The following is a 25,583-nucleotide window of genomic DNA, read 5'->3' as shown; positions in this document are numbered from 1 at the left end:
CTACATACGCAGCCCCGCCCCCAACCGCCGACATTGCGCGCTAGGGCTGGCGGCCATTCACCCGCAGCTGCTGGTACCCAATCAGCAAATCGGTGCGGGTGCCGGGCGGGCGGTAGTACACCAGCAGATCATACTGATTTTCGGTTTCCTGGTAGCTGCCTTCCCAAGCCACGCTGCTGGGTCCCTGGGCCGTTTGGGTGGCGTAGATGTAGTTGTAGTAGCCCTGTTTGAGCAGCGTGTGGCCGGTGTACACCTGGCTAGGAGCGTCGTAGGTGAGCTTGAATTCGTCCTTGAACTGCCAGTCGGTGAGGGCACCTAGCACGTACACCGGGCCGGGGGCCGGCTGCTCGGCGCGGAGCTGGAAGGTCACGTCGAGGTACTCGCCGTTGGTGTCGCCGTTGCCGTACTCGCGGCTCTCTAGCACACGCTGGCCGTTGATGTCGTCGTACTGGGTGTAGCGCTGGCCGTTGCGGGTGGTTTCGGGCTGGAGCAGGGCGGTGCGCGGCGAGGCTTCGGCGTCCAGCTTTGCCACGCCAATACCCAGGGAGCGGAACGTGCGCAGGTCGAAGAAGCGAAACTCGCTCAGGGCGGGGAAGGCGTTTTCGAAGTTGAAGTACTGGTAGTCCAGCTGCCGGTCGGCGTCGCGCACGAAGGTGGGGCGCAGGTTGTACTTCGCGTTGTCCCAGCGGAAGTTCTGGCGCAGAATCACCTTGATTTCCTGGGCCGGATTCACCACATTCATAGTGTAACGGATGCCAAAATCTACCTGCTGCAAGGTGTAGCGTTCCTGCCCGGCCACCGGAATGCCCTGCTTCATGGCAATCTGCACCGCGCCCTCCTCGTACACCAGTACCCGGCGGCTGAGCAGCGGCGTACCGCCCGGCCCCTGCACCAGCCACAAGTAGTTGCCCGAGAGCTTCACCCGGGGCATCTGCAGCTGGTAGTGGTAGTAGGGCACCTTAGTACTCACCGAGGCCCGGTAGTTGGTAATGGTCTGCTCGTTGATTTCCGACAGAAACTGCATGTCCGTGAGCACCGAGGGCTGCCAGTTCACATCACAATGCACCAGCTTGGCCGTGAGGCGCTGCCCCTGCCCGCCCAGCACGTCAAACTCCAGCACCGGCTGCTGGCCCTGGCTCAAAGAAATAACGGGCGGACTGAACACCTCGTTGGCCTGGCCGGTGGGCACGTAGCACTGCACCGTCTGCACGTTGGGGTCGTAGACGGCGTCTTGGTAGCGCAGGGTTTTATCGGCGTAATATTCGGTGGGGCGCTGGCCGGGGGTGGCGGGCCGGCGGGCGGCGTTGGGGTCGGTGATGGGCGTACCGAGTGGCACGCAGGCCGTAGCCAGTAGCAACAGAAGCGGAGAGAAACGAGGCATAAGGGCGAATGTAGCGCGAAGTGTTGGCTTCGCGTTTCATTGAACGACTAGCAGCAACCAGTATCGTATCCTGGAAATGCAGATCTATATGATACGCGAAGCAAAAGCTTCGCGCTATGATAACCGACCGATTCCTTATACACTAAAGCAGCAAATTCCACCCAAAGCCTATAGCTTCGGATGGAATTTGCTGCATGTAATCGTTGGGACAGCTCTGTTTATAGCTTTACCTAGCTGACACAACAACGGAATCACAATGGACTACAAACAGACAAAAGGCAACGAAATCAAAGGATCCCTAGAAATATCCGTCTCTTACAACGAAGAGGAATATGAGGGAGAAATAGAAAAGTGGAATGAGGTTCTGATACACGGAAGCCCCGAAGGACTTAAATCTTTGGCGAAACTGCTCATAGAAATAGCTGAACTCAATCAGGAGAATGTAGATGACGAATACTTGCCAGTCGGGGCAAGAGAGCATTATTATCTGCGGCCTGGTTTTGAGTTGTCTAGAAGTTCAGTTGGCGTAATCGTTGGCAGACTTGATGCCAAAGGAACCAGAGCATTTCACGAAGGATATATCCCCAAATAAACAAAACCGCCCCGCCCAAAGCGTAAAGCTTCGAGCGGGGCGATTTTACTTTCTGGCCGGGTGGCCAAGAGCTTAGGCTAGCGGTGCAGGTCGAAGCGGTCCAGGTTCATCACCTTGGTCCAGGCGGCCACGAAGTCGCGTAGGAATTTGGTTTGAGCGTCGTTGGTGCCGTACACTTCGGCAATGGCGCGCAGCTCCGAGTTCGAGCCGAAGATGAGGTCCACGCGGGTGCCGGTCCACTTCACTTCGCGGGTTTTGCGGTCCAAGCCCTCGAACAGCTCGTCGGCCTCGGAGGTGGCGCGCCAGGTGGTGCCCATGTCCAGCAGGTTCACGAAGTAATCGTTGGTGAGCTGGCCGGGGCGGTCGGTGAACACACCGTGGCGCGAGCCGTCGTAGTTGGCGTCGAGCACGCGCAGGCCGCCGATGAGCACCGTCAGCTCGGGAGCCGTGAGGGTCAGCAGCTGGGCGCGGTCGATGAGCATGGCTTCGGCCACGGCCTCATGGTGCTGGGCCAGGTAGTTGCGGAAACCGTCGGCGGTGGGCTCCAGGGCCTCAAACGACTGCGCGTCGGTCTGCTCCTGGGTGGCATCAGTACGGCCGGGGGCGAAGGGCACCTCCACCGACTGGCCCGCCGCGCGGGCCGCCAGCTCGATGCCTACGCCGCCGCCCAGCACAATCAGGTCGGCCAGGGACACCTGCTTGCCGCCGGTCTGGCCGGCGTTGAACTGCTGCTGAATGGCCGTGAGCTTGTCCAGCACTTTGTCCAGCTCGGCGGGGTTATTGGCCGTCCAGTATTTCTGGGGAATCAGGCGGATGCGGGCACCGTTGGCACCACCGCGCTTGTCGGAGCCGCGGAACGTGGAGGCCGAAGCCCAGGCCGTACGCACCAGCTCAGCCACCGTCAGACCCGAATCGGCCAGGTGTTGCTTCAGCGCGGCCAAATCGGCCTCGTCAATCGGGGCGTAGTCGGCTTTCGGCAGTGGGTCCTGCCAGATCAGCTCCTCGGCAGGCACCTCGGGGCCTACGTAGCGCGAGATGGGGCCCATGTCGCGGTGGGTAAGCTTAAACCAGGCGCGGCTGAAGGCATCGGCAAACTCCTCTGGGTTTTCGAGGAAGCGGCGCGAAATCTTCTCGTATACGGGGTCCACGCGCAGAGCCAGGTCGGTCGTGAGCATGAACGGGGCGTGCTTTTTCGCGGGGTCGTGGGCGTCCGGAATCAGGCCTTCGCCGGCGTTGTTCTTGGGCCGCCACTGGTGCGCCCCGGCGGGGCTCTTGGTCAGCTCCCACTCGTACTCAAACAGGTACTTGAAGTAGTCGTGGCCCCACTGGGCGGGCGTGGACGTCCAGGCGCCTTCCAGGCCGCTGGTGATGGTGTCGGCGGCGTTGCCGGTGCCGTAGGAGTTCAGCCAGCCCAGGCCCTGCTCGGCAATACCGGCGGCGGCGGGCTCGTGCTTCACGTGCTTGGCGGGGTCGGCGGCCCCGTGGGTTTTGCCGAAGGTGTGGCCGCCGGCAATCAGGGCCACGGTTTCCTCGTCGTTCATGGCCATGCGGCCGAAGGTTTCGCGGATGTCGCGGGCCGAGCCCATGGGGTCGGGGTTACCGTTAGGGCCTTCGGGGTTCACATAGATGAGGCCCATTTGCACGGCTGCCAGCGGCTTTTCCAGCTGCCGGTCGCCGGAATAGCGCAGGTCGCCGCCGAGCCACTCCTTTTCCGAGCCCCAGTAGATTTCGTCCAGCGGCTCCCACACGTCGGCGCGGCCACCCGAGTAGCCGAACGGCTTCAGGCCCATCGATTCCAAAGCGCAGTTGCCGGCCAGAATCATGAGGTCAGCCCAGGAAATCTGGCGGCCGTACTTCTGCTTCAGGGGCCACAGCAGCAGGCGGGCCTTGTCGAGGTTGGCGTTATCGGGCCAGCTGTTGAGCGGGGCGAAACGCTGCATGCCCGAGCCGGCGCCGCCACGGCCGTCGGCAATGCGGTAGGTGCCAGCCGAGTGCCAAGCCATGCGGATAAAGAATGGGCCGTAGTGGCCGTAGTCGGCGGGCCACCAGTCCTGGGAAGTGGTCATCAGCTCGAACAGGTCCTGCTTCACCGCGTTCAGGTCGAGCTTCTTGAACTCCTCCACGTAGTTGAAGCCCGGGTCCATCGGGTCCGACAGCGTAGAATGCTGCCGCAGGATGTTGAGGCGAAGCTGATTGGGCCACCAGTCGCGGTTGCGGGTGCCGCTGCCGGCCGCCTGCTTCAACGCGCCTCCCATCACCGGGCACTTGGCCACGGAGGTGTCGTTCATGAAGTACTCGGTGGTGTTGTTTTCGGGGGCATGCCCCTTCTGTTCGTGCGCCATGAGGTTGTTTAGGAAGATGTAAACGGAACGCTGGGAATACTTCGGAGCCACCGCCAACGCGTAGCGGCCAGATGGTCAAACCAGCCAGTTCAGCGGCGTTCCGGTATCGGGCTCAAAAGTAGGGAATGCCACTCAGATAAGAATGATTCTTATCTGGAAAGACAAAATAATGCTCCTGAATGTTTTTCGGTGGCCACTGTAGAGACGCGTATTCACGTCTCGCCGTTGGTGATATTGTTTGGCTGGCGCGGAGCCGGCCGTTCAACGACGAGACGCGAATACGCGTCTCTACCCCGTTCAATGTTGCGCTGTCAGTGCAGCATGGCCCCAATAATGCAAAACGCCCCGCCGGAAGCACGGAGCTTCCAGCGGGGCGTTGCAAAGGCCGTTATCGGGGTAGATTACATTTCAGCCAGCATTTCCCAACGGTCGTTGAGTTGGGCCAGTTCTTTCTTCACCTGCTCAAATTTTACGGTGGCGTCCTTCAACTGGGCCGCGTTGCTGTATATCTGCGGATCAGCCAGCTGGGCTTCGTACTGGGCCAGCTCCTTTTCCCGCTCGTCAATCTTCTTCTCGACTTCGGCCAGCTCTTTGAGGGCCTTTTTCTGGTCGGGAGAAGGGGTTTTGGCGGGCGAGGGGTCGATTTTCTTTTCCTCTTTGGGCAGCGGCTTGGGGGCCGAAGGCGAGGGCAGACCGGCTTTCTTGGCCGCCTTCTCCCGGTCTTCCTGCCACTGCTCGTACTCGGCGTAGGTACCGGGGTATTCCTTCAGCTGGAAGTCCTCGATGTACCAGATCTTGTTGGCTACGTTCTCCACGAAGAACCGGTCGTGGCTAATCACGATGTAAGTGCCCTGGTACTGGTCGAGGGCCTGGATCAGGATGTTCACCGACTGCATGTCCAGGTGGTTGGTCGGTTCGTCGAGGAGCAGGAAGTTGGCCTCCGAAATCAGCGTTTTGGCCAGGGCCACGCGGCTTTTCTCGCCGCCCGAAAGCACCTTGATTTTCTTGTAGACCTCGTCGCCGGTGAACAGGAACGAGCCCAGCACCGAGCGTAACTCCATTTCCGAGCGCCGCGAACCGGCCTCTACCATCTCCTGCAGAATCTCGTTTTCGATGCGCAGGCTCTCCAGCTGGTGCTGGGCGTAGAACGACATGATGACGTTGTGGCCCAGCTGGTGGTTGCCGTTGGTGGGCGCTTCGGAACCAGCCACCAAACGCATCAGCGTGGATTTACCTTTACCGTTGGCCCCAATGAGGGCAATTTTGTCGCCCCGCTCGATGTGGACGTGCGTGTCGCGGAAGATGATTTTCTCGCCGTATTTCTTGCCCACATGCTCCATGCGCAGGATGTGGCGACCGGGCGTGACGGTGAAATTGAACTTGATGTTCACCTTCGCGTCGTCGGCGGCCACGTCCTCAATCCGCTCCAGCTTATCCAGCGCTTTCACGCGGCTCTGGGCCTGCTTGGCTTTACTGGCCTTGGCCTTGAACCGCTCAATAAACCGCTCGGCCTGCTTGATCTGGGCCTGCTGGTTCTCGAACGCGCCCTTCTGAATGGCGTTGCGCTCCTCCTTTTCTTCGAGGTAGAACGAGTAGTTGCCGGCATAGGGCACCAGCTTGCCGCCGGTTACTTCCACGGTGGTGTTGGTGGTGCGGTCCAGGAATTCCCGGTCGTGGCTCACGATGATAACCGCGCCTTCGTAGCCGGCCAGGTAGTTCTCAATCCACTTGATGGAGGGCAAGTCCAGGTGGTTGGTCGGTTCGTCAAGCAGCAGCAGGGAGGGTTGCTGGAGCAGGATTTTGGCCAGCATTACGCGCATGCGCCAGCCGCCCGAAAACAGCTTCAGGGGGCGCTGCAGCTCCTCGGTGGTAAAGCCCAGGCCTTCCAGAATCTCCTCGGTGCGGGCCTGCATGGTGTAGCCGCCCAGCGCCTCGAACCGTTCCTGCAAATCGGCCAGCTTCTCCACCAAATCGTCGGTGTAGTTGGTTTCGAACTCCAGCAGCACCTCGTCAATCTTCTTCTGGATATTCAGCGCCTCGCCGAAGGCCTGCATGGCCACAATCAGGATGGACTCGTGGGAGTCGTAGCTGAGCAAATCCTGGTTGAGGAAGCCCAGGCTTACGTCCTTGCTCATCGAGATGGAGCCGCCGTCAGGCTTGTACTCGCCCACCAGAATGCGCAGCAGCGTGGATTTGCCCCGGCCGTTGAGCCCAATGAGGCCAATCTTGTCCTTGGGTTTGATGTGGAGGCTGGCTTTGTCGTAGAGCGTACGGGAGCCGAAATGGAAGTCGAGGTCGGTAATGGAAATCATCCTACTTTGCGGGGCTTGAAGCCGCAAAGGTACGGGTTTAAGCAGGTGAAACCGAACGGTTACACAGGCTACTGTCTGACATCATTACTGGTGGGACATTCACTGCTTCTCATTTCAGGATGCTATATCTATTAGAGTTGCTTTCAGTCCTTTTTCTCGAAGGCGGCACACCGGAGGCCCGAAAGACCACTTTAGTTTCGAAAGTGGCAATTTGGCTATTGCTTCCCGGTCTGCTGTTTCTGGGTTTCATAGCTTCGCATCGTCCCATATCAATAGGTCGTTTCGGGTTGTGTCTTTTAGTGGCACTGCTCTTGGCGTGCGGAGCAGCTTATGCTTTATTCCGAATGAATATTACGGACAGCTATAAACCTGGCGAGTTTATCTTGTTGGTTACCGCTCTGGCAGTATGGTTTGTTAGCGGGGCATTGTGGATTGTCAGGTAGGTGCCTACTGAGTTCATTATTCTTCCTCCCCATTCTTTTGTAATGAACGGTCGGGCTTATCTTCCGCACCGCTTTTACCTATTCGATTAGCGCGACTCCGTTTTTATGAAATACATCCTGCTGATGTTGACCGCCAGCCTACTTTTCGGTTGTGATTCTGAAGTCAAAAAGTATAAGAGAACTGCTATTCGATTACCCGCAAGCAGGGAATTGTACACGTCTGGTGAAGCCGTCGATACAGTAGCCAGTCCATTAGATTCAGTGACTGACTATTTACCCCGTGATATCACTTTTCAACTTGAATCCATACTGGCCAGGCACGTTAGCGGAAATATTAAACGCGTCTATACATTCAAAGAGAAAACGTACCCGTTCGGCGATGAGGCCACAGCGTTTGTGGCCAGTGCAGTCCTCATCAACCCTCGGAAAAACATTGATTTCATTGGTTTGTACAGAAACGACAACGTCGATTTTTTCACTGAGATCCGCGCGTTCAAGGACAGCACCATCACCGATACCAGCACAGACATCACAAAGTTGGAGCGAGTTGGCAAAGACTACAAAATCACGTACGTCACCCAGTGGGAGGGCCTAAAAAAGCACAGTCGAATCAGCTTCCGTGACACGGTAGCTCAGCTTCAGTGGTATAAGCTCGAAGCGGGCCGGTAGTCCGGCGTTTCTGGTATTACGGCTTCCTTCTCCCTCAAACTCCTCTGCCCACTCCATCTGCAGCGCCGGCAGCGTGGCCACCGGAACCGGGTCGGGCGTGTAGAACTCGCCGCGTATCTGGTAGCGGCCGGTTCACCCTGTATCTTGCGGGCCGAACCTCTCCCCTACTCCTGCCGCATGAACCGCCGTCTGCTCCCTGTTGCCCTGCTTCTCACCTTTGCCGCCTGCCGCTCTGCGGAGCAGGAAACCGACGTGGCCGAATCCCGCGACCTAGTGCCGGCCGAGCTGGAGGGCGAGCAGTCGACCACCGAAAAAGTAGGCAACACGGGCCGGGGGCACGCCTACGTGCGCCGCTTCTACGAGCAGAAAGGCCGGTACTACGCCGTAGTGGACTACGTGCAGTTCCTGAAAGGAGCCGATGCGGTGGCCGCCGCCCAGCGTCGTGGGGATGCCATGGCCGAAGTGCAGAACGGCGACACCATCTACTCCGTGCCCAACGATTACTATATCGTCAACGAGAACAAGAAAGAGCGGACTCTACCGCTGCAGGCCGGGGCTACGTTCCGGTTCTGGCAGAACGGCGGCAACGGGCTGGCCCAACGGCCCCTGGCTCCGGCCCAGGTGCTGGCGTCGCCGCCGGCCTCGCTCACCTACGCGCCGTTTGTGGTGGAAACCCGGCAGGGCGAGGTGGTACGCCTTACGGAGCAATTCGTCCCGTAAAGCCTGGCGGTGTTTCTGCTGCAAATAAACAGCGCCCCTGAAAGCCTGATTAAGCTTTTGGGGCGCTGTTTATTATCCGTTTGGCAACAATAGCGTTGCTGCTTGATAAGTTGACGCATCACCTTCTGGTGCTGCAGAGTCACAAGCCGCAATGTGTACGCCCCGCTTGGCAGTGCCGACGGAGCCACTTTTACTCCGCTGATGGGGTCGCTGCTTTTCACCTGTCCACAAACCCGGTCAACTTCTCTCCCCATCCGGATTACACTGCTTGGCGAAGCTCACCAGATTGGTTACGAAGACGGCGCAGCAGCCAGCATTGCCTCCTCATGGTTTCAATCGGCAAGCAGCTGTTTTCATACCGCTAGCATGTGGTTGTGGAAATGGGACGGGATACCGGAATCAGCGCTTCATGAAACGCTGCGTGAGCTGACGCTGGTCGGTGGTAGTGGCGCGCAGCACATAAAGGCCAGCGGGCAGTACAGCTATGTTGAGGGCATCACCGGGGGCGGTACTTGTCAACACAAGGCGGCCCAGCGCATCCGTTACCGTCAGGCGGCGGAGGCGGGTGTTACCAGGCAGGAAAAGGTGCAGTTCCGTATCGGCGGGATTTGGGTAGAGGTGCAGGGCTTCCGCATCCTGCTGGCCGCGCGTAGCCAACGGCGCATTTACGGGGCCGCCGAACACTTCTATTTCCCAGAGCGAATACCCGTAAGTAGTGGCCCGGCGGTTGCCGTAGAGGCGCAGGTAGCGTCCCCGGGCGTTCAGGCCGGTAATGTTGTCTACGCCCCCGTCGCCGTTCAGCACCGTCTGGATAGTCGTCCAGGTAAGGCCGTCCGGGGAGGTTTGCAGCTGGTAGTCTTTGGCGTAGGCCGCTTCCCAGCTGAGCTGCACACGGCTAATCTGCTGCAGGCTACCGAAGTCCAGGGTCAGGTACTGCGGATCGGCAAACGTGCTGGCCCAGCGGGTGTTAATATTTTCATCGGTGGCGTTGGCCGCGCTGGTGGCAGTACTTTCCTGGGAGGAAGCCGTTATGCTCACGGGCCGGATGCGGCCCGGCTCCCACCCTGCCGGCAGGCTCACGTACTGCTGGCCCAGGGCCGTCAGCTGGCCGGAACTGCCCAGCAGGTTGATGTTCGGAATTTCGTTGTTGCGACCCGAAAACCAGGCGTAGCGGAAGATGGCCGGCTCCTTTTCCAGGTAGTTCACGGCATCCAGCAGATACTTCTGCTGCGCGGGCAGCGTAATCTGGCTGGCGGGCAGGTCGCCGCAGGCAAATTCCGTTAGCCAGATGGGCTTGTTGTACCGCTTCAACTCGGCAATCTTCTCGCGCAGCCACCGCTCCTCGCACACGTAGGTATGCACCGCAATATAATCGACGCGGCAGCTGGGGCAGGCGGCAAAAAAGGCATCCAGGTACTGCGTGGGCGAATAGTACGTCACGCCGTTTTCTGCAACGCAACTGCCGCAGTAGTTTACGGCCGGCGACACCAGAGCCAGGTTTTTGCGACGGGCCACCTCCTCCAGCACCGGCCACAGGGCCGCCGCCTGGGAGGGCGTGAGGTTGGCCTGACTCAGAAAATTCGGCTCGTTGAAGCCCAGCAGGTAGCGGGAACTATTGGGAATGTTAGCCGCCAGCTGATTGGCCGTCACGGGGCCGTTGCCCAAGTTACGCCCCCACTGCATCGGCACGTACTCTACGCCCAGGCTGGGGTACACGCCGGCCACGCCAGCGTCGGGCTGGGAGGCCCAGTTGTACCACCAGCTGATGCCGGGAGCCAGCACCTGCATATCGGCGGCGGAGTGGTAGCCATAGGCCACGCCACGCTTCAGGCTTTTGGTTTGCGCGGCGACCGGGCCGGCCCACGTCAGCAGGGCCAGCAACATTCCGCCCACCACTCGTCTGCTACTCCGCTGAAAGCTGCTGTTCAGTTTCATGGGCTGATAAAAGACAGCGGGCAAGGCCATCTGACCTTACCCGCTGAAGTGGATGCTGACTATTTCTGGAAGCGGCGCGTCACCGGCTCCTTGTCGGCGGTAAGTAGCCGCAGCACGTACATTCCCGGTTTCAGGCCCGATACATCAATGCTACCTGTGCCCCCGGCCCCGCTAAGTACCGGCCGGCCCCAGCTGTCCAGAATCTGGTACTGACTGCCGGTCAGGTCCTGCGCCGCGCGCAGCAGCAGCCGGTCCGTTACCGGGTTAGGGTAGAGCTCTAGGACCTCGGCCGCATCACCCAGGCTGACATCGGAGGCGGCTACTGATGCCATGCGGGCGGTACCGGCTTTGGTAATGCGCACCCAGTTGAGGTTCCAGCCGCCGGTTTGGGCATAGATACCGAAGTTGTAGGTCCCAGCATTGATAGTTACCGTTTTGGATACGGTGGCCCAGTTCTGCCAGCCGCCGGTGCCGGGAATGGCCGAGTTGCCGAACTGAATACCGCCCGCGTTCAGATCCGCCGAAATGGTCCCGCCCGAAGGGCTGGCCACGCGGTACTCGATGGTATAGGTACCGGAAGCAGGGAAATTGATGCCGTTCCACACCAGATAGTCGCCCGCGTCCACGTAGCCCACGTTCTGGCCACCTTCCGAGCAGGCTTCCACGGTCATGCCGCTGTTTACGCTGGCGGCTTCGGCCTGCAAGGTCACGCTGAATGCGCTACTGGCCGGCTGCACCCGCAGCGAGGTAGCTTTGTCGTTCCAGTTGCCCGTACCCAGCGTGTTGCCCACCAGGCAGGTATTGCCCCCCGTAATGGTGAGCGACGTACCGGTGAAGTTGTCGTTTTCGTACAGTACCACCTGGTAGCCACCGTTCACGGTCAGGGATGAAATATCGTCATTGAGAATCCCCCGGGCCTGCATGGCGGCCAGGTTGTAGTCGCCCACGGGCAGGCTTACGGCCGTGCCCGTGTAGTTGCAGTCCTTGAAGACGGTAGCCACGCCACTGACAGCGGCCGGAGCCGTACCCGAGATGCTGAACGTGCCCAGCGAGGCATAGTCGGAATAGCCATCGGTAGCGGGGTTGCCGAAGCTGGTGCCGTCAATCTGCAGGTAGTAGGTGCCCGCGGCCAGGTTGGCACTAAGCGTGGTACTGAGGCTGCCTTGGGTATCATAGGCACCCACGAGGCCGCCGCTGCTGTTGAACAGGCGGCCCACGATATCCAGGTTGCCGTGCCGGCCTACTGTGCTCAGGTTAAGAGTAACCGCGCCGCCGCTGGTGGAAAAGGAGAAGTAATCCTGATCAACGGTTCGCTCAATAATGCCCGAGCCAGACAGGCTGTTGCCGCTCCGGGCCAACGCCGTGGCCCCGGCCAGGCCGTTGCTGTGGTCATCATTGCGGTAGCCCACGTTCCAGGTGGTACTAGCCAGAATTGCCAGGTCATCTTCCTGGTTGTTGGCTCGGTTGTATTCGCCCCGGCTCCACTGCGCCACCGGTTTGTAATAGCCAGCACCCATAATGGGAGCCCAGGGGCCCGAGTTGTCCTGGCCGGTATAATAGCCTTCGGCGGGGTTGTTACGGCCATCGTGGCCCAGGCCCATCGTATGGCCCACCTCGTGGGAAGCTGCGTCGCCGCCCGATTTACCCGCCAGTACGAACACCCAGCACGGCTCGTCGGTGTTCTGGCTGAAGGCCCCGATGTAGGCCACCCCACCCGCGCCCGGGGCTGCCGTGTTGGTGGGCGTCACCACGCACCGCATGCGCATGTTCTTGGGGTAGGAGTTAAACACATTCTCGTCGGTCGTGACGTTCATGCTGAAGGGCCGGTAATCTTCGCTGACCACCTCCCAGAACTCCTGGATAGCGGCGTCGCTCATGCCGGAGCCGGCCGCGTTGATGGGGTTGCCGTTGTTCCAGCGGCCACCGGCCGGTACGTAGTACCCATCAAAGTCGAGCATGATGCAGCCCCGGGCCCCGGGGTAGCTCTGCAGCGACACCACTGCCGCCCGGTTGGCCGTAGCGGGCGAGGGCACCGGGTCACGGTAGCCCACGGGCTTGTTGTAGTCGAGGCAGATAACCTTGTCGATATCCACCTCCTGCACTATCACCCTGCCCTTCTTATCCGCCGAATACCGGTAGGCCTGCTTCGTGTTTTTCAGCAGGATATTACCTTCCACGGCTGCGCCTTCAATCCGCAGGAAGAAGGAGGAATTAGGAACATCCTGGATTTCCCCCACCACGTATTCTCCGGTTTTACTGAGGTCCTGGCGGAAGTTGACTTTGCCGGTAAAGGCCGTGGCGGCCGATACCCGTAACGCCACGGTGGGGCGCTGGCGGCGGGCGGCATCGGCGGCAACCTGGGTTTCGAGCTGCTGCACCAGGGCCTGGCTGCTACCGAGGGAATACGCCGGGCCGGCGGGCCGGTTCTGGGCCAGGGCGGGCAGGCTGCCCAACAGCAGGGCCGTGCCTATCCCGTAGGAATACAGTCTTTTCATGGGTGTAGAAAGGTTGTGGTGGTAGGGTATTCGAAAGAGCGAGGCAGACCCGCCCGGCCCGGGAGGCAGCGGCAACGGGAGGCCGGTACCATCGGGCCGGCTATAATCTGCACCGATGTAGAGCAACCACCCTAAGCGGGCTACCGCAGGCAGCTTTGCATCAGGGATATACGGCTCAAATAAGTCAGCTTCCCGCGCAATTTCCAAAGCCCGGTACCCGCGCCTTCCCGGCGGCGGCGGTGAGCGAAACACCTACGGCACACCCGGAAAAATCCCCTTCTTGGCTCTTTCCACCAACTAAGCCCGCGACCTGGCACCCCTGTCGCCCACTTAAAAAACAAGTAAAAATCTGGTCTTCCTAGCCTGTCCGACGCAGCCGGCGGCGGCTCCAGACGGTAGCTTAACTACCACCCGAAGCCGCCGCCGGACCTGGGTGCTGCACATATGGATGCCGGAGTGAGTCTACCCCACAAACGGGGCTTTGAATTCCGGAGCAACCCGCTTTTTAGAGGCCTGCTCGTAGGCATAGGCCAGCGTCAGCAACGGCCCTTCCTGGTAGGCACCGCCCACAAACGAGAGGCCCACCGGCAGGCCGTACGCTTGGCCCATGGGCACCGTAATGTGCGGGTAGCCGGCCATAGCCGCCGGCGACGAAAACCCCGGGCCGCCGCCCCCGTCCCCGTTAATCAAATCGATGCAGCGGGCGGGGGCGTTGGTAATGGCCACGATGCCATCGAGCTTGTTTTCGCGCAGCACGCCATCCAGGGCGGCGCGGGCTCCTTCGTGCGACTTCCGCAGCGCGGCCTGGTACTTGGGGCTGCTCAGGCCTTCCAGCTTGTCGGACGCTTCCAGAATTTCCTGCTGGAAGAAGGGCATGGATTTCGGTTTGTTGGCGGTGTTGAAGCGAATGACATCGGTGAGGGTTTTGACGCTCGCCCCGGCCGTAGCCAGGTACTTGTTCACCCCATCCTTGAACTCGTAAAGCAGCACGTCGTACTCGGCCTCGCCCAGCGGGTCGGTCTGCTTTTCCACTTCCACCTCCACGATGGTAGCCCCCTGGGCTTTCAGCACTTCCAGGGCCGCGTTCAGCAGCGCAATGGCGTCGGAGGAGCCTTTCAGATGGCCTTTCTCCACCCCGAGACGTTTGCCTTTGAGGCCGTCCGCCGTCAGAAACTTCGTGTAATCGGGCTGAATTTTGCCGGTGCTTTCCCTGGTCACGGCATCCCGGGCATCCTCGCCAGCCAGCGCACCCAACAGAATAGCCGCGTCGCGGACGGTACGCGTCATGGGGCCGGCCGTATCCTGGGTGGCCGAAATGGGGATGATGCCCGCGCGACTCCACAGGCCCACCGTGGGCTTTAGGCCCACCAGCCCGCAGCACGAGGCCGGCGACACGATGGAGCCATCCGTCTCGGTGCCGATGGCCAGGGCGCAGAAATTGGCCGCCGCCGCCGCGCCCGAGCCGGAGCTACTGCCGCTGGGCGTGCGGTCGAGAATGTAGGGGTTCTTGGTCTGGCCGCCCCGGCTGCTCCAGCCGCTGGTACTGCGCGTGGAACGGAAGTTGGCCCACTCGCTCAGGTTGGTTTTGCCCAGCACAATGGCCCCGGCCGCCCGCAGCTTCTGCACGATAAAAGCGTCCTGGCGGGCCTTGTGGCCAGCCAAGGCCAGGGAGCCGGCGGTAGTCTGCTGCTGGTCGGCGGTGTCGATGTTGTCTTTGATGAGCACCGGAATACCGTGTAGCGGGCCGCGCAGCTTACCGTTTTTGCGCTCCTCGTCCAGCTGGTCGGCCAGCTTCAGGGCGTCGGGGTTGATTTCGAGCACGGCGTGGAGCTTTGGGCCGGCTTTATCGAGCTGTTCGATGCGCTGCAGGTATAGCTCCGTGATGCGGCGGGCCGTGAGCTGCCCGCTTTTCATTTTCTCCTGCAAGTCGGCCACGGTGGCTTCGTGCAGCTCGAAGCCGGTGTCGGGACCGGCATCAGCGGCCGGAGCGGCGGGTTTATCGGAGCCGGTGGAGCAGGCGGCGAGGGAAACGGTGGAAAGGGCGAGGCCGGCGAGGGAGCCGTTGCGCAAAAATATTCGGCGGTTCATGAGGTGCGGGAAGAGGCAGGTTTGGTTTTCCAAGGTAGCAGGGAAATACATCTAACCGGAGGCAGGTCACGTATTTATTGCCTACCGCACGTCATCTCGTGTCTCTACACATGATTAGTCCCAAACCTGTTATTGGCTAAGCGCATTTCAGGCAACAAGGTCTGCCGGACCATCGTTTTGCCAACTGCTATTTGCTCGTTCTGCCCCCGTATCCCGCCCTTGCTGCTCTACCCGACGCTATGCAACTCGAACCTATCCTGGAACTACCACAACTAACCATCAGCTACGACCACGACAACCAGTGGCTGTACGTGAACTGGCAGGGCGTGCATGACCAAGACTCGACGCGGCAGGGCTGCCTTCTGATATCGGGGGTGATTCGGCAGCGGCCCGTAGCCAAGCTGCTCAATGACAACTCCAACATCACGCACCCATCCTTTCAGGTAACGGAGTGGGGTATCAGCTGGCTGCAGGCAATGCATGCAGCGGGCCTGCACTACATGGCCTGGGTATACGCTCCCACTTTTCCGCAGCGCCGGGCCTCAGAAGCCATTGTGCAGTATCTGGCCAACCCCACGGTAGCGTCCTTTGATGATCTGGCCACTGCCTACTACTGGCTCCGGCAGCAGCAGGTATCGGGGCCGCCGATGTCGGCATAATTCTACACGGGCGAAGCCGAGCGTGCGCCGTAAGCACGCATGTACACACATTCTTTCCACGTCATGCTTGCTTCTCTTCCTGCTTTTCCGGTTCGTACCCTGGCCGCCCTCCTGCTTACGGCCCTGCTGGCACCCGCCTGCTCCAACGACGACGACGATACCGCCTCTCCCGGCCTGCCCGACGCGGTAGCCTTCACCCAGGCCGGCCTCTACCCCGAAGGCGTACAATATGATGCCACCGACAACCGCTTTTTCGTGAGCTCCCAAACGCGCGGAGCCATCGGGCAGGTGAAGGACGACGGCACCTACGCGCAGTTTGCCGATGATGCCGTGCTGGTTTCCACCATTGGGATGCGGCTGGATGAGGGCCGTAACCGGCTGCTGGTAGCAGTGTCTGACCCGGGCTATAACACGGCGCGTACTTCCACCGCCACGCAACGCAAGCTGGCCGGCCTGGCCAGCTTCAACCGCGCCAACGGCCAGCGCCTCAGTTACACCGACCTGGGGGCCCTGCGCCCCGGCCAGAACCACTTTGCCAACGACATTGCCGTGGATGCGCAGGGCAACGCGTACGTCACCGACAGCTTTTCGCCTATTATCTACAAAGTGGATGTGCAGGGCGTGGCTACCATTTTTCTGGAAAATGCGCAGCTGGCCGCGCCGGCCGGGGGGTTTGGCCTCAACGGTATTGTGTACCATCCGGATGGGTATCTGCTGGTGGCTAAGTCCAACGAAGGGGTGCTGTTCAAGGTCCCGCTGACCAACCCTACGGCTTTCAGCAAGGTAGCCAGCGCCCAGAATCTGATGGGGGCCGATGGCCTGCTGCTGCAGGATAACAACACGCTGCAGGTGGTAACCAACGCCCAGGCCAAAGTGTACCGGCTCACCTCGGCCGATGCCTGGGCCACGGCAACGGTATCGGGCACGTTCACTACGCCGCCGCAGTACCCGACTACCCTGGCCCGCCGCGAGGGCGCCGACAGCTACGTGCTGTACTCCAACCTCAACGCACTGCAGGCCAACCAGAACCCGCCCGTGTCGGTATTCACCATTGCCCGGGTGAAGTTCTAACCCGGCCCGCTTTTTTGCCTGATAGCCCGTTACGCTCCACCGGCTTTTGCCCGGGCAGCGTAACGGGCTATTCTCCTTCGCTGAGCTTTTTGGCCAGTCCCGAGGGCACTCCGGCGCTGTTCAGCAGGCCGCTCACCAGTCCCTGCCGCCACAGCGAAAACACCGAGAAACGCCGCTCCCGCCCCGAGCTCATCCGCCCTGGCTGCAGCGGCTGGCCTGGCCGCCGGGGGTTGTTGTCCCGAATGAAAATGCCGTTGACCAGGGAAGTCTCGGCGCGGTGCAGCAGGCCCGGTTTGTTCTGCCGGTTGAGCAGCTGCAGCTTCAGATCGGTGTAGTGCCCCCACATCGTGCCCTCGGCGGCAGTCTGACTTAGCGCCATCTGAAAACGAATCCTGTTTATCTGGCCGCTTTTGAAACCCAGGCCCCGGGTTGGCACCGTCATGGCATTCAGAATGGCTAACGGAGCCTCCCCGAAAACACCCGTGACGGTATGCCGCCCGGCCGGGTCCAGCAGATTTGCCCGCAGTGTCAGGCGGGCCAGGCACTGATCCTGGAGCCGGCCGCTGGCCTCCCCGGTAAGGGGGTGCGCGGCATTCATGCGGCGCGGGTCATTGCTGATGTTGCGCAGCGTGCCGGCAAACCGGGTTATCTGCAGGGTGCCGGGCTGCGGGCTGCGGGGCGACCGGTAGAGCATAGTGATGGTGGCCTGCCGGACCTGCAGCTGCTGCAGGGTAAACCGCAACGGCACCCGCCCCAGGGCCTCGGGCGTCACGTGGGAAATAGCCGGGTTGATCGGGAAGCGTCCGTCGCTTCGGGTGCTGACGCGGGGAGCCTGCAGCGTAAGCGTACTAGCCCGCAGCTGCGCCTGGTTCAGGGCCGCCGGAAAATCGAGCCCGGTAAATGCCAGCTCAGGGATACGGGCCGTTACGTGGGCCGCCTGGTGCCCCTTGCTCTGCGCCAGCTTCACCACTGACATGGTAGGCAGCAGCAGTACGTTCGTCAGCTGCAACCGGCCGGCCCGCGTGTCGGCACGCAGCCGCTGCCAGGCCAGGTGGTAGTAGGGCGCGTTGAGCGTGGCCGTGGCGCGGCCGGTGTGTACCTGCCAGGCCTGCGCGTAATACATGCCCACCGGCCGGCCGACGTGGGGCAGCACCTGCACCCGGGAACCGGTGATGTGCACATCGGCCACGGCCGGGGCCAGCTCCGTACCGGCTATCCGCAGTTGTGCATCGGTAACTGCCAAGGTCTGTAGCTGGCACTGCCGCAGATACGGGCGGAGTGCTTCGTGCAGCGCGGGTGGCTGGCGGGCAGGCAGCGTCAGGGCCATCCGGGGCGAGGAAAGCCGCAACGAATCGGCCCGGAACTGCCGGCGCGCGAGGCCAGCGGCATGGAGCCCGGTCAGTACCAGCCGGGGCAAAACCAGGCTCACCCGCACGTTGCGACTTCGCTGGGAAGTAATGCGTTGCAGCGGATGAATGGTAAGGGAATCGGCCTCCAGCCGCCGCGACCCGGAGGCGGCCACCAGGCGGCGCAGGTGCAGCCGATGGCCGGGCACCTGCGCCCTGAGGTTGCGGGCCTGTACTGCCACGGCCGCCGCGTACCCAATACGACCGGAGTCGGCCGCGCCGGCCGCACTGAGGCGCACATCCTGGAATAGAAAATCCGCGTTTCCTACCTGCGCCGCAGGGGCAGCTGCCGGGCCGTACACGCCCCGGGCGTGCCGCACGGCAATTTTGCCGATCCGCAGTCCTTCCACGGGCAATTGCCGGTGCAGGGGCAACGAGGACGTGCTTTGGGGCCACCCGCTCAGCTGCACCGTCACCGCATCAAGAGCCACACTGTCCAGCGGAACCTCGCCGCGCCGGAGCAGCTGCCAGAGGCCAACTCCCGCTATCTGCAACGTGCCCAACGTAGCTTCTACCCGTGGCAGCCGTACTGAATCAGCTGTACTCCCAATGGTGCGCAGGTGCAGGGCGCGCAGCTCGGCGCGTCGGTGCCAGAGGCTGGTGTGCAGCTCGCCGATGCGCAACTGATAGCGGCCGTGGCTGGCAGTCTGCACTTTATCCTCCAGCATACGGCCCAGCCAGGGGTCGAGCCAGAACGTGAGCCCAGCCCAGATTCCCACGGCCAGCAGCCCGGCTAAGGCCAGCAGCCAACGCCCCCAGCGGCGGCGAGAAGCAGAAACATCAACGGCAGGCAAGGGAGGAATAACAGGCACGGCTGGGCTTACGAAAGAGCAGCCAGGGAAGATTAGCGGTACCTACATTATTTCACTTTGGGCCGGCCCCGGATTTCCAACGAACCAACCGGTCCGGAACTCCTACCTTCGTCCCGCAGGGCCTCACCCGTATTTTCTGCTTTGTATACCCCCGATTCCCGCCGCCTTTCTCCTGCTGCGGCCGGTGGTGTTCCGAAGCGGCGGCCGGCTGCCCGCAGTGGCCCGGGTGGGGCCGGCGGACCGCCCGATTTGTCAGCAGGCCAACCAATCGTACGTGCTTCCAGTTAAAAGACCGATGCTCGCTATAACCTCTCTGTTGAACGCCCAGAACGCGGATCGAATCAACCGCCTGATTAAAAGCCTGGAATCAGAATTCGGGCTTGATGACGTGCAGGCCACCCCCGATCCGCACATTACCTACCAGCTGGCTGGAGTCCGCAAGCTCTCCGCGCTGAAGCAGGTACTGCGCGACGTGGCCCGCCACACCCAGCCCTTCGTGGCCCATACCACCGGCCTGGGCGTCTTCCCGGGCCCGAATCCGGTTATTTACATCCCGGTGCTGCGCTCCGATGCGCTCAACCATCTGCACAAGCGCATTCTGCGGGCCACCGCGCCGCTGTGCCTGCGCACCGACAAGTTCAGCGGGCCCGACTGCTGGCTGCCCCATATCTCCCTGGCCCTGCACGATACCACGCCCGAGCTGCTGGGCCCCGTGATGCAGTACCTCAACCAGCAGACGTTCAACCTGAAGCTGGCCGTTAACAACCTGGCTATTCTGCGAGAAGAAGGCGAGCTGTTTGTGCCGGAAAAGATTTTCTCGTTCGAAGGCCATAAGCACGAGCCTGTTCCTTCCCTTTTCGAAGCCGCCAAATAGCTCCCAAACCCCTAATTTGCGGCCCGGCCGTGGCAATTCCGCCACCAGCCCCGACCTTTACCACCTCCACTTCACCTTCTGACCTTTTCTGTTCATGTACCAACCCGTACTCCTCCTCCACTCCTGGACGCGCTGGCTCGTTCTCGTTTTTGGCCTGATTGCCATTTTCCGCGCCTTCGCGGGCTGGCAGGGCCGTAAACCCTACGTGGGGGCCGATAACGGCATGGGCGCGGCCTTCGTGGGCTCCATGCACCTGCAGCTGCTGCTGGGTATTATTCTGTATTTCATCAGCCCGGTGGGCGTTAAGGCCTTTGAAACGGCTGGTGGAGCCGTGATGAAGGACCCCACCGGCCGGTTCTTCGCCGTAGAGCACCTGGTGGGCATGCTGCTGGCGGTAATAGCCGCGCAGGTGGGCCGGACTTTATCCAAAAAAGCTACTGACCCTGTGCTAAAGCACAAGAAAGCATTTACTTGGTTTTTAATTGCACTGTTACTTGTTTTACTTATGATTCCCTGGGGCATCTGGAATCCAGCCCGCCCGCTTTTTCACGTCTAGGTTAATCCCAAGCACGTTTTAAGCGGAGCGAAACCTCCTGAGAAGACCAACCCACCGGTTGGTCTTTTTTTGTTATTCCGTGATATGCTCTGCGGCAAATTTCTATCTTGCCCCTGTTCTCTTCCCACCTAACCATTCTACACGCGTGAACAAACTTCTCCCCTTCAGCCTGCTGCTGCTTTGCGGCTGCGAACAGGAAATCACCCCTAATCAGACGATCAGCCAAACGTCGGCGGCCAACAGCGCCGTGGCCCGCACCGCCTCCACCGACTCCTACATGCGTGGCTATGCCCGGTACGAGCAGTGCCTGTGGGGCGACGGCATCTGCGGCGTAGCAGCCACGGCCGATATGACCGAGCGCACCGGTGGCCCCTCTCCGCGCACTCCCCGCGTCCGCCTGACCCTGAATCGTCAGCGTCTCGATGTACAATTCCTCACGCCCTTCGATGCGGGAGTAAAGGTGCTCACCATCCGGCCGACGGACGAGTTCTTCGTGGCTCAGCCCGAAACCGACGCACTGGGCGTGCATGCCATCAAAATCAAGCGCGGGGCCTACCCTATTGATGCGCGCATGGGCGAGTACGGCGGCGTACACCTCAACGTGCAACTGTACTAATCGACAGACGGCCTTCTCCACCTGACGCAAACAGCCCGGCCTTTCCTGTGCAGGAAAGGCCGGGCTGTTTTGCGTCAGCCGAAAGCAAACTGTGTTAGATGCCCTGCCCGCCGGATACCTCGATGCGCTGGGCATCAATCCAGCCGGCTTCGTCGGTGCAGAGGAATGCCACCACCGGCCCGATATCGGTGGGCAGGCCCACGCGGCCCAGGGCCGTCAGGCTGGCAATGTGGGCGTTTACCTCTTTGTTATCCCGGGTGCGGCCGCCGGCAAAGTCGGTTTCGATGGCGCCGGGAGCCACCACGTTGACGCGGATGCGGCGGCCGGCCAGCTCCTTAGCCTGATACTTCGTCAGCATCTCCATGGCCGCTTTCATACTGGCGTAGGCAGAGGAGTTGGGCATCACAATGCGCGTTAGGCCCGACGAAATATTGATGATGCCGCCCCCGTCGTTGAGCAGGGGCAGCGCCGCCTGGGTCAGGAAGTAGGGACCTTTGAAGTGAATGTTCAGCATGTCATCGAACTGCTGCTCCGTCACCTGGTGGTAGGGCTGGTACAGGCCCGTGCCGGCGTTGTTTATGAGGAAATCGAACCGCTCGGTGCCGAAGACGGTGTGCAGCGTGGCTTTCACCTGCGCCAGAAACCCAGCGAAGCTGCTCACGCTGGAGGCATCAAGCGGCAGAGCGGCGGCTTTGCGGCCCAAGGCTTGCAGTTCGGCCACTACGGCTTCGGCTTCGTCCTTTTTGCTGTGGTAAGTCAGGATGACATCGAGGCCTTTCTGGGCCAGGTGCTGGGCCATGTTTTTGCCGAGGCCGCGGCTGCCGCCCGTTACCAGGGCTATTTTGGTGGTGCTCATGCTAAATCGGTGAGGGTGAATGATGGGGCAAAGTTCGGCTTTGAAAGCTGTCCGGCGCTGGTGAGTAGTTCAGATTAACTGGTGACAGTTTCCGGAGTTTCGGTTCGTTGCGCGGCCCACAGCTCCTCCCGGTACTGCCGGGGCGTGAGGCCCACAAACCGCTTGAAGAACTTAGTGAAGTTGGACGGATCATACGTCAGGTGGGCCGCTACTTCCGCCACCGACTGGCGCGGGTTGCTCAGCAGCTCCTTGGATGCGGCCACCAGCTTGCGCTCATAGATGGCGCAGGGCGCTTCGCCGGTGGTGAGCTTGAGCGTATTGCTGAGGTGGGTGGGATGAATGCACAGCTGCCCGGCAAAATCCCGTATTTCCAGCGCCTCCGTGGTCCGCCCGGCCACGATGTCATCCACGTGGGCGTGGACGAGGCGGGTGAAGTCGGCGGTTATTTCATGCTGGCGGGCCAGGATTTTCTTGGGGATGGCAGTGGTGGGCATAGGATGAGGGGAGGCGGGTTAACCGTCAATACGAACAACGGACGGGGCAAAATCGCGCCACAGGACGGTAATCATGTGGTTTGGGTCATGGTGCGTTTCGAAGGCAAGCTCCCACGCTACGGGCTGGCCTTCGGCAAGTGCGGGAATATCCAGCCCAACCGGCCAGAATTCGGCCTGAAAATCATGCACCGTGAAGCCGGGTTTCCAGTGGCGCAACTCCGCCTCGATCAGTACTTGAGCCGCGTCGGTCAGCTGCGGATACCGGGCTTCAATGGCGTGCCAGAAGGCGCGTTGCGCGGCCGTTGGGCCCGTGCGTGGCGCATTGAGGGTGATACTGAGTGTATGCCCGGTAGGTCCGAAGGTGCGGGTGCCTTCAAAATAGCCCTGCCCTTTGCGGTCAGTGGCTATCCATTGCAGTCGGCCAAATTCTGCGTCCTGCACATACACCGGCTTGCCGAACAGAAATTCCCAGATTTTCATGCGGCAGTTTAACAGTTTCAGGAAAGATGTGCGGCCACCGGACTGGGGCAGGGTTTGCAAAACTGCCCTTGGCATTGCCCGTATCCCAAAGTTTTACTGCTTTTTTGTACTCCGCTTACGTATCGGCCCGACGAGTGAACGGCTGGTTACCCACGGCCGGCGCATGCGCGGCAGACTGCCCCGGGCGGCTCCACTACCCTCTTAATCGTCCTTGCTTTTGCGTACTGCTGCTCTTCTCGCCTTCCTGCTTTGTCTGCTTACCGGGGTGGCTTTCGGCCAAAGCAAGCCTCGTAAAGCCACTGCCCGGCGCGGCGACGGGGTGCAGGTGCTGCTGCAACGCTACGGCCTGAACACCCGCCAGCAGCAGCAGCAGTTCCGGCGGCTCAACCAGGGCCGGCTCACGAAAGCGGGCGGTCTGGTAACCGGCCGCAGCTACGTGCTGCCGGCGGCGGCCCCCAAAGCCACGGCCGCCCGCGCAAAGTCCAAAGCCAGCGGCAGCCTCAAGGCCACCAACCCCACCTCCCGCGGCAAAAGCACCCAGCCCCTGCTCACGGCCAACCTGTTTGGGGCGGCGTACAGCCCGGTGCCGGTGCGCGACCGGGCTTTGCGCGGAGCGGTGTACTACCTCTCGCCCGGCCACGGCGGCCCCGACCCCGGCGCCATTGGCCAGTACGGCACCTACAAACTGGCCGAGGATGAGTACGCCTACGACGTGACCGTGCGCCTGGCCCGGGTGCTGATGGAGCACGGGGCCACCGTGTACGTGATGGTGCAGGACCCCAACGACGGCATCCGCGACCTGAACGTGCTGCCCATCGACTACGACGAGGTGACCTATCCGCACCAGGTGATTCCGCTGAGCCAGCTGGGCCGCCTGCGCCAGCGCATTGCCCAGGTCAACAAGCTCTACGCCCACCACAAAGGGGCCTACCAGCGCCTGCTGAGCCTGCACGTAGACAGCCGCAGCGCGGGCCAGAACATTGATGTGTTCTTCTACCACCACGCCAACAGCACCTCGGGTCTGCGTCTGGCCAAGAACATTCATAAGGTGTTCACCAACCGCTACAAGCGCGCCCAGCCCAACCGGCCTTATTCCGGCAACGTGTCAGAGCGCGGCAGCCTGTACGAGGTGCGCACCAGCCACGCCCCGGCCGTGTTCATGGAGCTGGGCAACATCCGCAACGCCAAGGACCAGCGCCGCTTCGTGGTGCCCGACAACCGCCAGGCCCTCGCCAACTGGATTTACGAAGGCCTGCTGGCCGATTACACCGGGCGGTAGGGAAAAGAAGGACAAAAACAGCTGTCATCCTGAGCAGCGCGAAGGACCTTATCACGCCTGAACGGGTCGTAGCGACGACACCCGTTCTAACATGATAAGGTCCTTCGCAAGCTCAGGATGACAGCTGTTTTCTATACCTCCTACGGGTTCAGCAGCAGGTACAGCAGGTTGTGGTAGAGGATGCCTTGCTCGCCGTCGTGGATGCCGTCGAGGCCGGCGTCTTCCAGCAGGGCTTCCACTTCTTCGTAGTCGGTCAGGAAGTCGATTTCGGGCTCTTCCTCGTCGGGCTGGGAGGTGTGGGTGAGGTAGCGGCGCTTGGGCTCCAGGGTGATGTAGAGCTTGCGAAACCGCGTCTGGGCCACCAGCAGGGCATCGTAGGTGGCTATTTCGTCCTCATCAATGTGAATGAACACGGTGGTCTTCTCCTCCTCGGGCGTGTGGTGCAGGAAGCTGGCAAGGTCGATGCTCATATGGCGGCGGGCTGAGGGTGGAACGGGGCGAAGGTAGGCGTTCCGGGCACGCAAAGCAGCACCCGGCCGCAACCGACAGCCCTTCCCGCCGTTTGGGAGGCCGGGTTTCGCCCGCCGGACGCCACCCCGCGGTTTGGATGGCTGGTTTTCGCTTGACAGACGCCGCCCCGCGGTTTGGAAGGCCGGGTTCCTGCTGTATAGCAGGCAACTTCGGCGGCGGGGCTTTGGCGAAAATCGGCCGTTGCGCTACCTTCCCGGCTCCACTTTATTTCTTTCTTCTTTATGCTTTTACCCTTCTTAAAAAAATCCGTTTAGCTCCAAAAATCTGACCCGCGAAGACTTCCGCGACCTGCTGGACCAGCTGAAACTCCACATCGACGAGCCCGAAGCCGTGAAGGCCCTCTACGACCCGAAGTGTTTCACGCCAAAACCCCAGTTGCCCCAACTGCCGCATAACCCGCCGTTTCCGCAAACTCCATCGTAGCGGCGGTGGCGCGGCCGTCACGCGGCCCCGGTGCGTGACGGCCGCGCCACCGCAATAATTCCTTCCATAATTTCCTTCTTTTCACTTCATTCTATCGTTTATGGGATTCTTTTCCGCCATTCTCGGCAACGCCGGCGTGGCCCAACCCTCCGAACTCCAAGCCGAATACAGCCAGTTGCTGGCCGATGGCGAGGCCATTGAAATTGGCTTCAAGCTGGTACGCGACGTCTTTATCTTCACCAACAAGCGCCTGATTCTGGTGGATAAGCAGGGCCTGACGGGCAAGAAAATTGACTATCTGTCGATTGCCTACAAGAGCATCTCCCGCTTCGGCATCGAAACGTCCGGCCACCTGGACCTGGATGCGGAACTGAAAATCTGGGTTTCCGGCGAAGCCCAACCCAGCGTGATGCGCAAATTCAATAAGCAGGTCAACATTTATGATTTGCAGAAAGTACTGGCCCAACACGTACTGTTTTAACGCGGATAAACGCTTTCAGTACCTCACAAAAAAGCCCGCCGCTGAACGTCAGCGGCGGGCTTTTTATG

21 protein-coding genes are annotated in these 25,583 nt (G+C 61.0%); 10 read left to right on the top strand and 11 right to left on the bottom strand.

Annotated elements, in window-relative coordinates; translation table 11 throughout:
- Positions 1 to 40: 40 nt before the first annotated feature.
- Positions 41 to 1,381: a type IX secretion system plug protein gene (locus tag EI293_RS06775; RefSeq protein ID WP_125436401.1), complete on the bottom strand. Its 1,341-nt coding sequence runs from the start codon at positions 1,379 to 1,381 to the stop codon at positions 41 to 43.
- A 256-nt stretch (positions 1,382 to 1,637) separates the two neighbouring features.
- Between EI293_RS06775 and EI293_RS06770 the strand changes: the two genes are divergently transcribed.
- On the top strand, positions 1,638 to 1,973 hold the full coding sequence (locus EI293_RS06770) for an Imm32 family immunity protein (protein ID WP_211339510.1): 336 nt from the start codon (positions 1,638 to 1,640) through the stop codon (positions 1,971 to 1,973).
- Between the two features lie 77 nt (positions 1,974 to 2,050).
- Here the strand turns inward: EI293_RS06770 and katG are convergent, their stop codons facing one another.
- Entirely contained in the window at positions 2,051 to 4,315 is a 2,265-nt protein-coding gene (gene katG / locus EI293_RS06765; protein ID WP_125436400.1) for a catalase/peroxidase HPI, read from the bottom strand.
- 401 nt (positions 4,316 to 4,716) lie between these two features.
- Positions 4,717 to 6,627: a ribosomal protection-like ABC-F family protein gene (gene abc-f / locus EI293_RS06760; RefSeq protein WP_125436399.1), complete on the bottom strand. Its 1,911-nt coding sequence runs from the start codon at positions 6,625 to 6,627 to the stop codon at positions 4,717 to 4,719.
- Positions 6,628 to 7,175: 548 nt separating this feature from the next.
- Between abc-f and EI293_RS06755 the strand changes: the two genes are divergently transcribed.
- Positions 7,176 to 7,739, top strand: coding sequence for a hypothetical protein (locus EI293_RS06755; RefSeq protein ID WP_125436398.1), 564 nt, complete (start codon positions 7,176 to 7,178; stop codon positions 7,737 to 7,739).
- 177 nt (positions 7,740 to 7,916) lie between these two features.
- Entirely contained in the window at positions 7,917 to 8,459 is a 543-nt protein-coding gene (locus tag EI293_RS06750; RefSeq protein WP_125436397.1) for a hypothetical protein, read from the top strand.
- Positions 8,460 to 8,858: 399 nt separating this feature from the next.
- On the opposite strand, the gene EI293_RS06745 is transcribed toward EI293_RS06750, so the two are convergent.
- The 3 genes from EI293_RS06745 to EI293_RS06735 all read right to left on the bottom strand — a co-directional run bounded on the left by EI293_RS06745 (position 8,859) and on the right by EI293_RS06735 (position 14,977).
- Positions 8,859 to 10,394 (bottom strand): glycosyl hydrolase, encoded by a 1,536-nt coding sequence (locus tag EI293_RS06745; protein ID WP_170170282.1) that lies wholly within the window; start codon positions 10,392 to 10,394, stop codon positions 8,859 to 8,861.
- A gap of 59 nt (positions 10,395 to 10,453) precedes the next feature.
- Positions 10,454 to 12,889, bottom strand: coding sequence for a carbohydrate-binding protein (locus EI293_RS06740; RefSeq protein WP_125436396.1), 2,436 nt, complete (start codon positions 12,887 to 12,889; stop codon positions 10,454 to 10,456).
- A gap of 462 nt (positions 12,890 to 13,351) precedes the next feature.
- Positions 13,352 to 14,977, bottom strand: coding sequence for an amidase (locus EI293_RS06735; protein WP_125436395.1), 1,626 nt, complete (start codon positions 14,975 to 14,977; stop codon positions 13,352 to 13,354).
- A gap of 239 nt (positions 14,978 to 15,216) precedes the next feature.
- On the opposite strand from EI293_RS06735, the gene EI293_RS06730 reads away from it, so the two are divergent.
- Together EI293_RS06730 and EI293_RS06725 are read left to right on the top strand one after the other, a co-directional pair.
- Positions 15,217 to 15,636, top strand: a complete 420-nt coding sequence (locus tag EI293_RS06730; RefSeq protein WP_125436394.1) for a hypothetical protein — start codon at positions 15,217 to 15,219, stop codon at positions 15,634 to 15,636.
- Between the two features lie 63 nt (positions 15,637 to 15,699).
- The gene (locus tag EI293_RS06725; protein ID WP_125436393.1) at positions 15,700 to 16,707 is read left to right on the top strand and encodes a gluconolaconase; all 1,008 of its coding nucleotides are present in this window, start codon (positions 15,700 to 15,702) and stop codon (positions 16,705 to 16,707) included.
- Positions 16,708 to 16,774: 67 nt separating this feature from the next.
- On the opposite strand, the gene EI293_RS06720 is transcribed toward EI293_RS06725, so the two are convergent.
- Positions 16,775 to 18,907, bottom strand: a complete 2,133-nt coding sequence (locus EI293_RS06720; RefSeq protein WP_125436392.1) for a hypothetical protein — start codon at positions 18,905 to 18,907, stop codon at positions 16,775 to 16,777.
- A gap of 313 nt (positions 18,908 to 19,220) precedes the next feature.
- Between EI293_RS06720 and EI293_RS06715 the strand changes: the two genes are divergently transcribed.
- From EI293_RS06715 to EI293_RS06705, 3 genes are all read left to right on the top strand, one after another.
- Positions 19,221 to 19,799, top strand: a complete 579-nt coding sequence (locus EI293_RS06715; protein WP_125436391.1) for a 2'-5' RNA ligase family protein — start codon at positions 19,221 to 19,223, stop codon at positions 19,797 to 19,799.
- Positions 19,800 to 19,893: 94 nt separating this feature from the next.
- Positions 19,894 to 20,355: a hypothetical protein gene (locus tag EI293_RS06710; protein WP_125436390.1), complete on the top strand. Its 462-nt coding sequence runs from the start codon at positions 19,894 to 19,896 to the stop codon at positions 20,353 to 20,355.
- Positions 20,356 to 20,500: 145 nt separating this feature from the next.
- Complete coding sequence (locus tag EI293_RS06705) at positions 20,501 to 20,971, top strand: hypothetical protein (protein WP_125436389.1); 471 nt, start codon at positions 20,501 to 20,503, stop codon at positions 20,969 to 20,971.
- A gap of 94 nt (positions 20,972 to 21,065) precedes the next feature.
- Here the strand turns inward: EI293_RS06705 and EI293_RS06700 are convergent, their stop codons facing one another.
- The 3 genes from EI293_RS06700 to EI293_RS06690 form a co-directional block, all read right to left on the bottom strand.
- Positions 21,066 to 21,827, bottom strand: coding sequence for an SDR family NAD(P)-dependent oxidoreductase (locus EI293_RS06700; protein WP_125436388.1), 762 nt, complete (start codon positions 21,825 to 21,827; stop codon positions 21,066 to 21,068).
- A 74-nt stretch (positions 21,828 to 21,901) separates the two neighbouring features.
- Positions 21,902 to 22,321: a helix-turn-helix domain-containing protein gene (locus tag EI293_RS06695; protein ID WP_125436387.1), complete on the bottom strand. Its 420-nt coding sequence runs from the start codon at positions 22,319 to 22,321 to the stop codon at positions 21,902 to 21,904.
- A gap of 18 nt (positions 22,322 to 22,339) precedes the next feature.
- Positions 22,340 to 22,801, bottom strand: coding sequence for a hypothetical protein (locus tag EI293_RS06690; protein ID WP_125436386.1), 462 nt, complete (start codon positions 22,799 to 22,801; stop codon positions 22,340 to 22,342).
- Positions 22,802 to 23,018: 217 nt separating this feature from the next.
- Here EI293_RS06690 and EI293_RS06685 point away from each other — a divergent pair, with 217 nt between their 5' ends.
- Positions 23,019 to 24,080 carry an N-acetylmuramoyl-L-alanine amidase family protein gene (locus EI293_RS06685; RefSeq protein ID WP_246010564.1) on the top strand — a complete coding sequence of 354 codons (1,062 nt, stop codon included), beginning with the start codon at positions 23,019 to 23,021 and terminating at the stop codon, positions 24,078 to 24,080.
- Between the two features lie 140 nt (positions 24,081 to 24,220).
- Here EI293_RS06685 and EI293_RS06680 read toward each other — a convergent pair whose 3' ends face one another.
- Positions 24,221 to 24,550 carry a hypothetical protein gene (locus tag EI293_RS06680; RefSeq protein WP_125436385.1) on the bottom strand — a complete coding sequence of 110 codons (330 nt, stop codon included), beginning with the start codon at positions 24,548 to 24,550 and terminating at the stop codon, positions 24,221 to 24,223.
- Between the two features lie 584 nt (positions 24,551 to 25,134).
- Here EI293_RS06680 and EI293_RS06675 point away from each other — a divergent pair.
- A complete protein-coding gene (locus EI293_RS06675; protein ID WP_125436384.1) occupies positions 25,135 to 25,515 on the top strand; it encodes a PH domain-containing protein in 381 nt (126 codons plus the stop codon).
- The last annotated feature ends 68 nt before the right edge of the window (positions 25,516 to 25,583 follow it).

Source organism: Hymenobacter perfusus (genome assembly GCF_003944765.1).
Classification (GTDB): Bacteria; Bacteroidota; Bacteroidia; order Cytophagales; family Hymenobacteraceae; genus Hymenobacter; species Hymenobacter perfusus.
The sequence above is the reverse complement of the archived record's forward strand: the minus strand, read 5'-3'. Positions and strand labels throughout refer to the sequence as shown.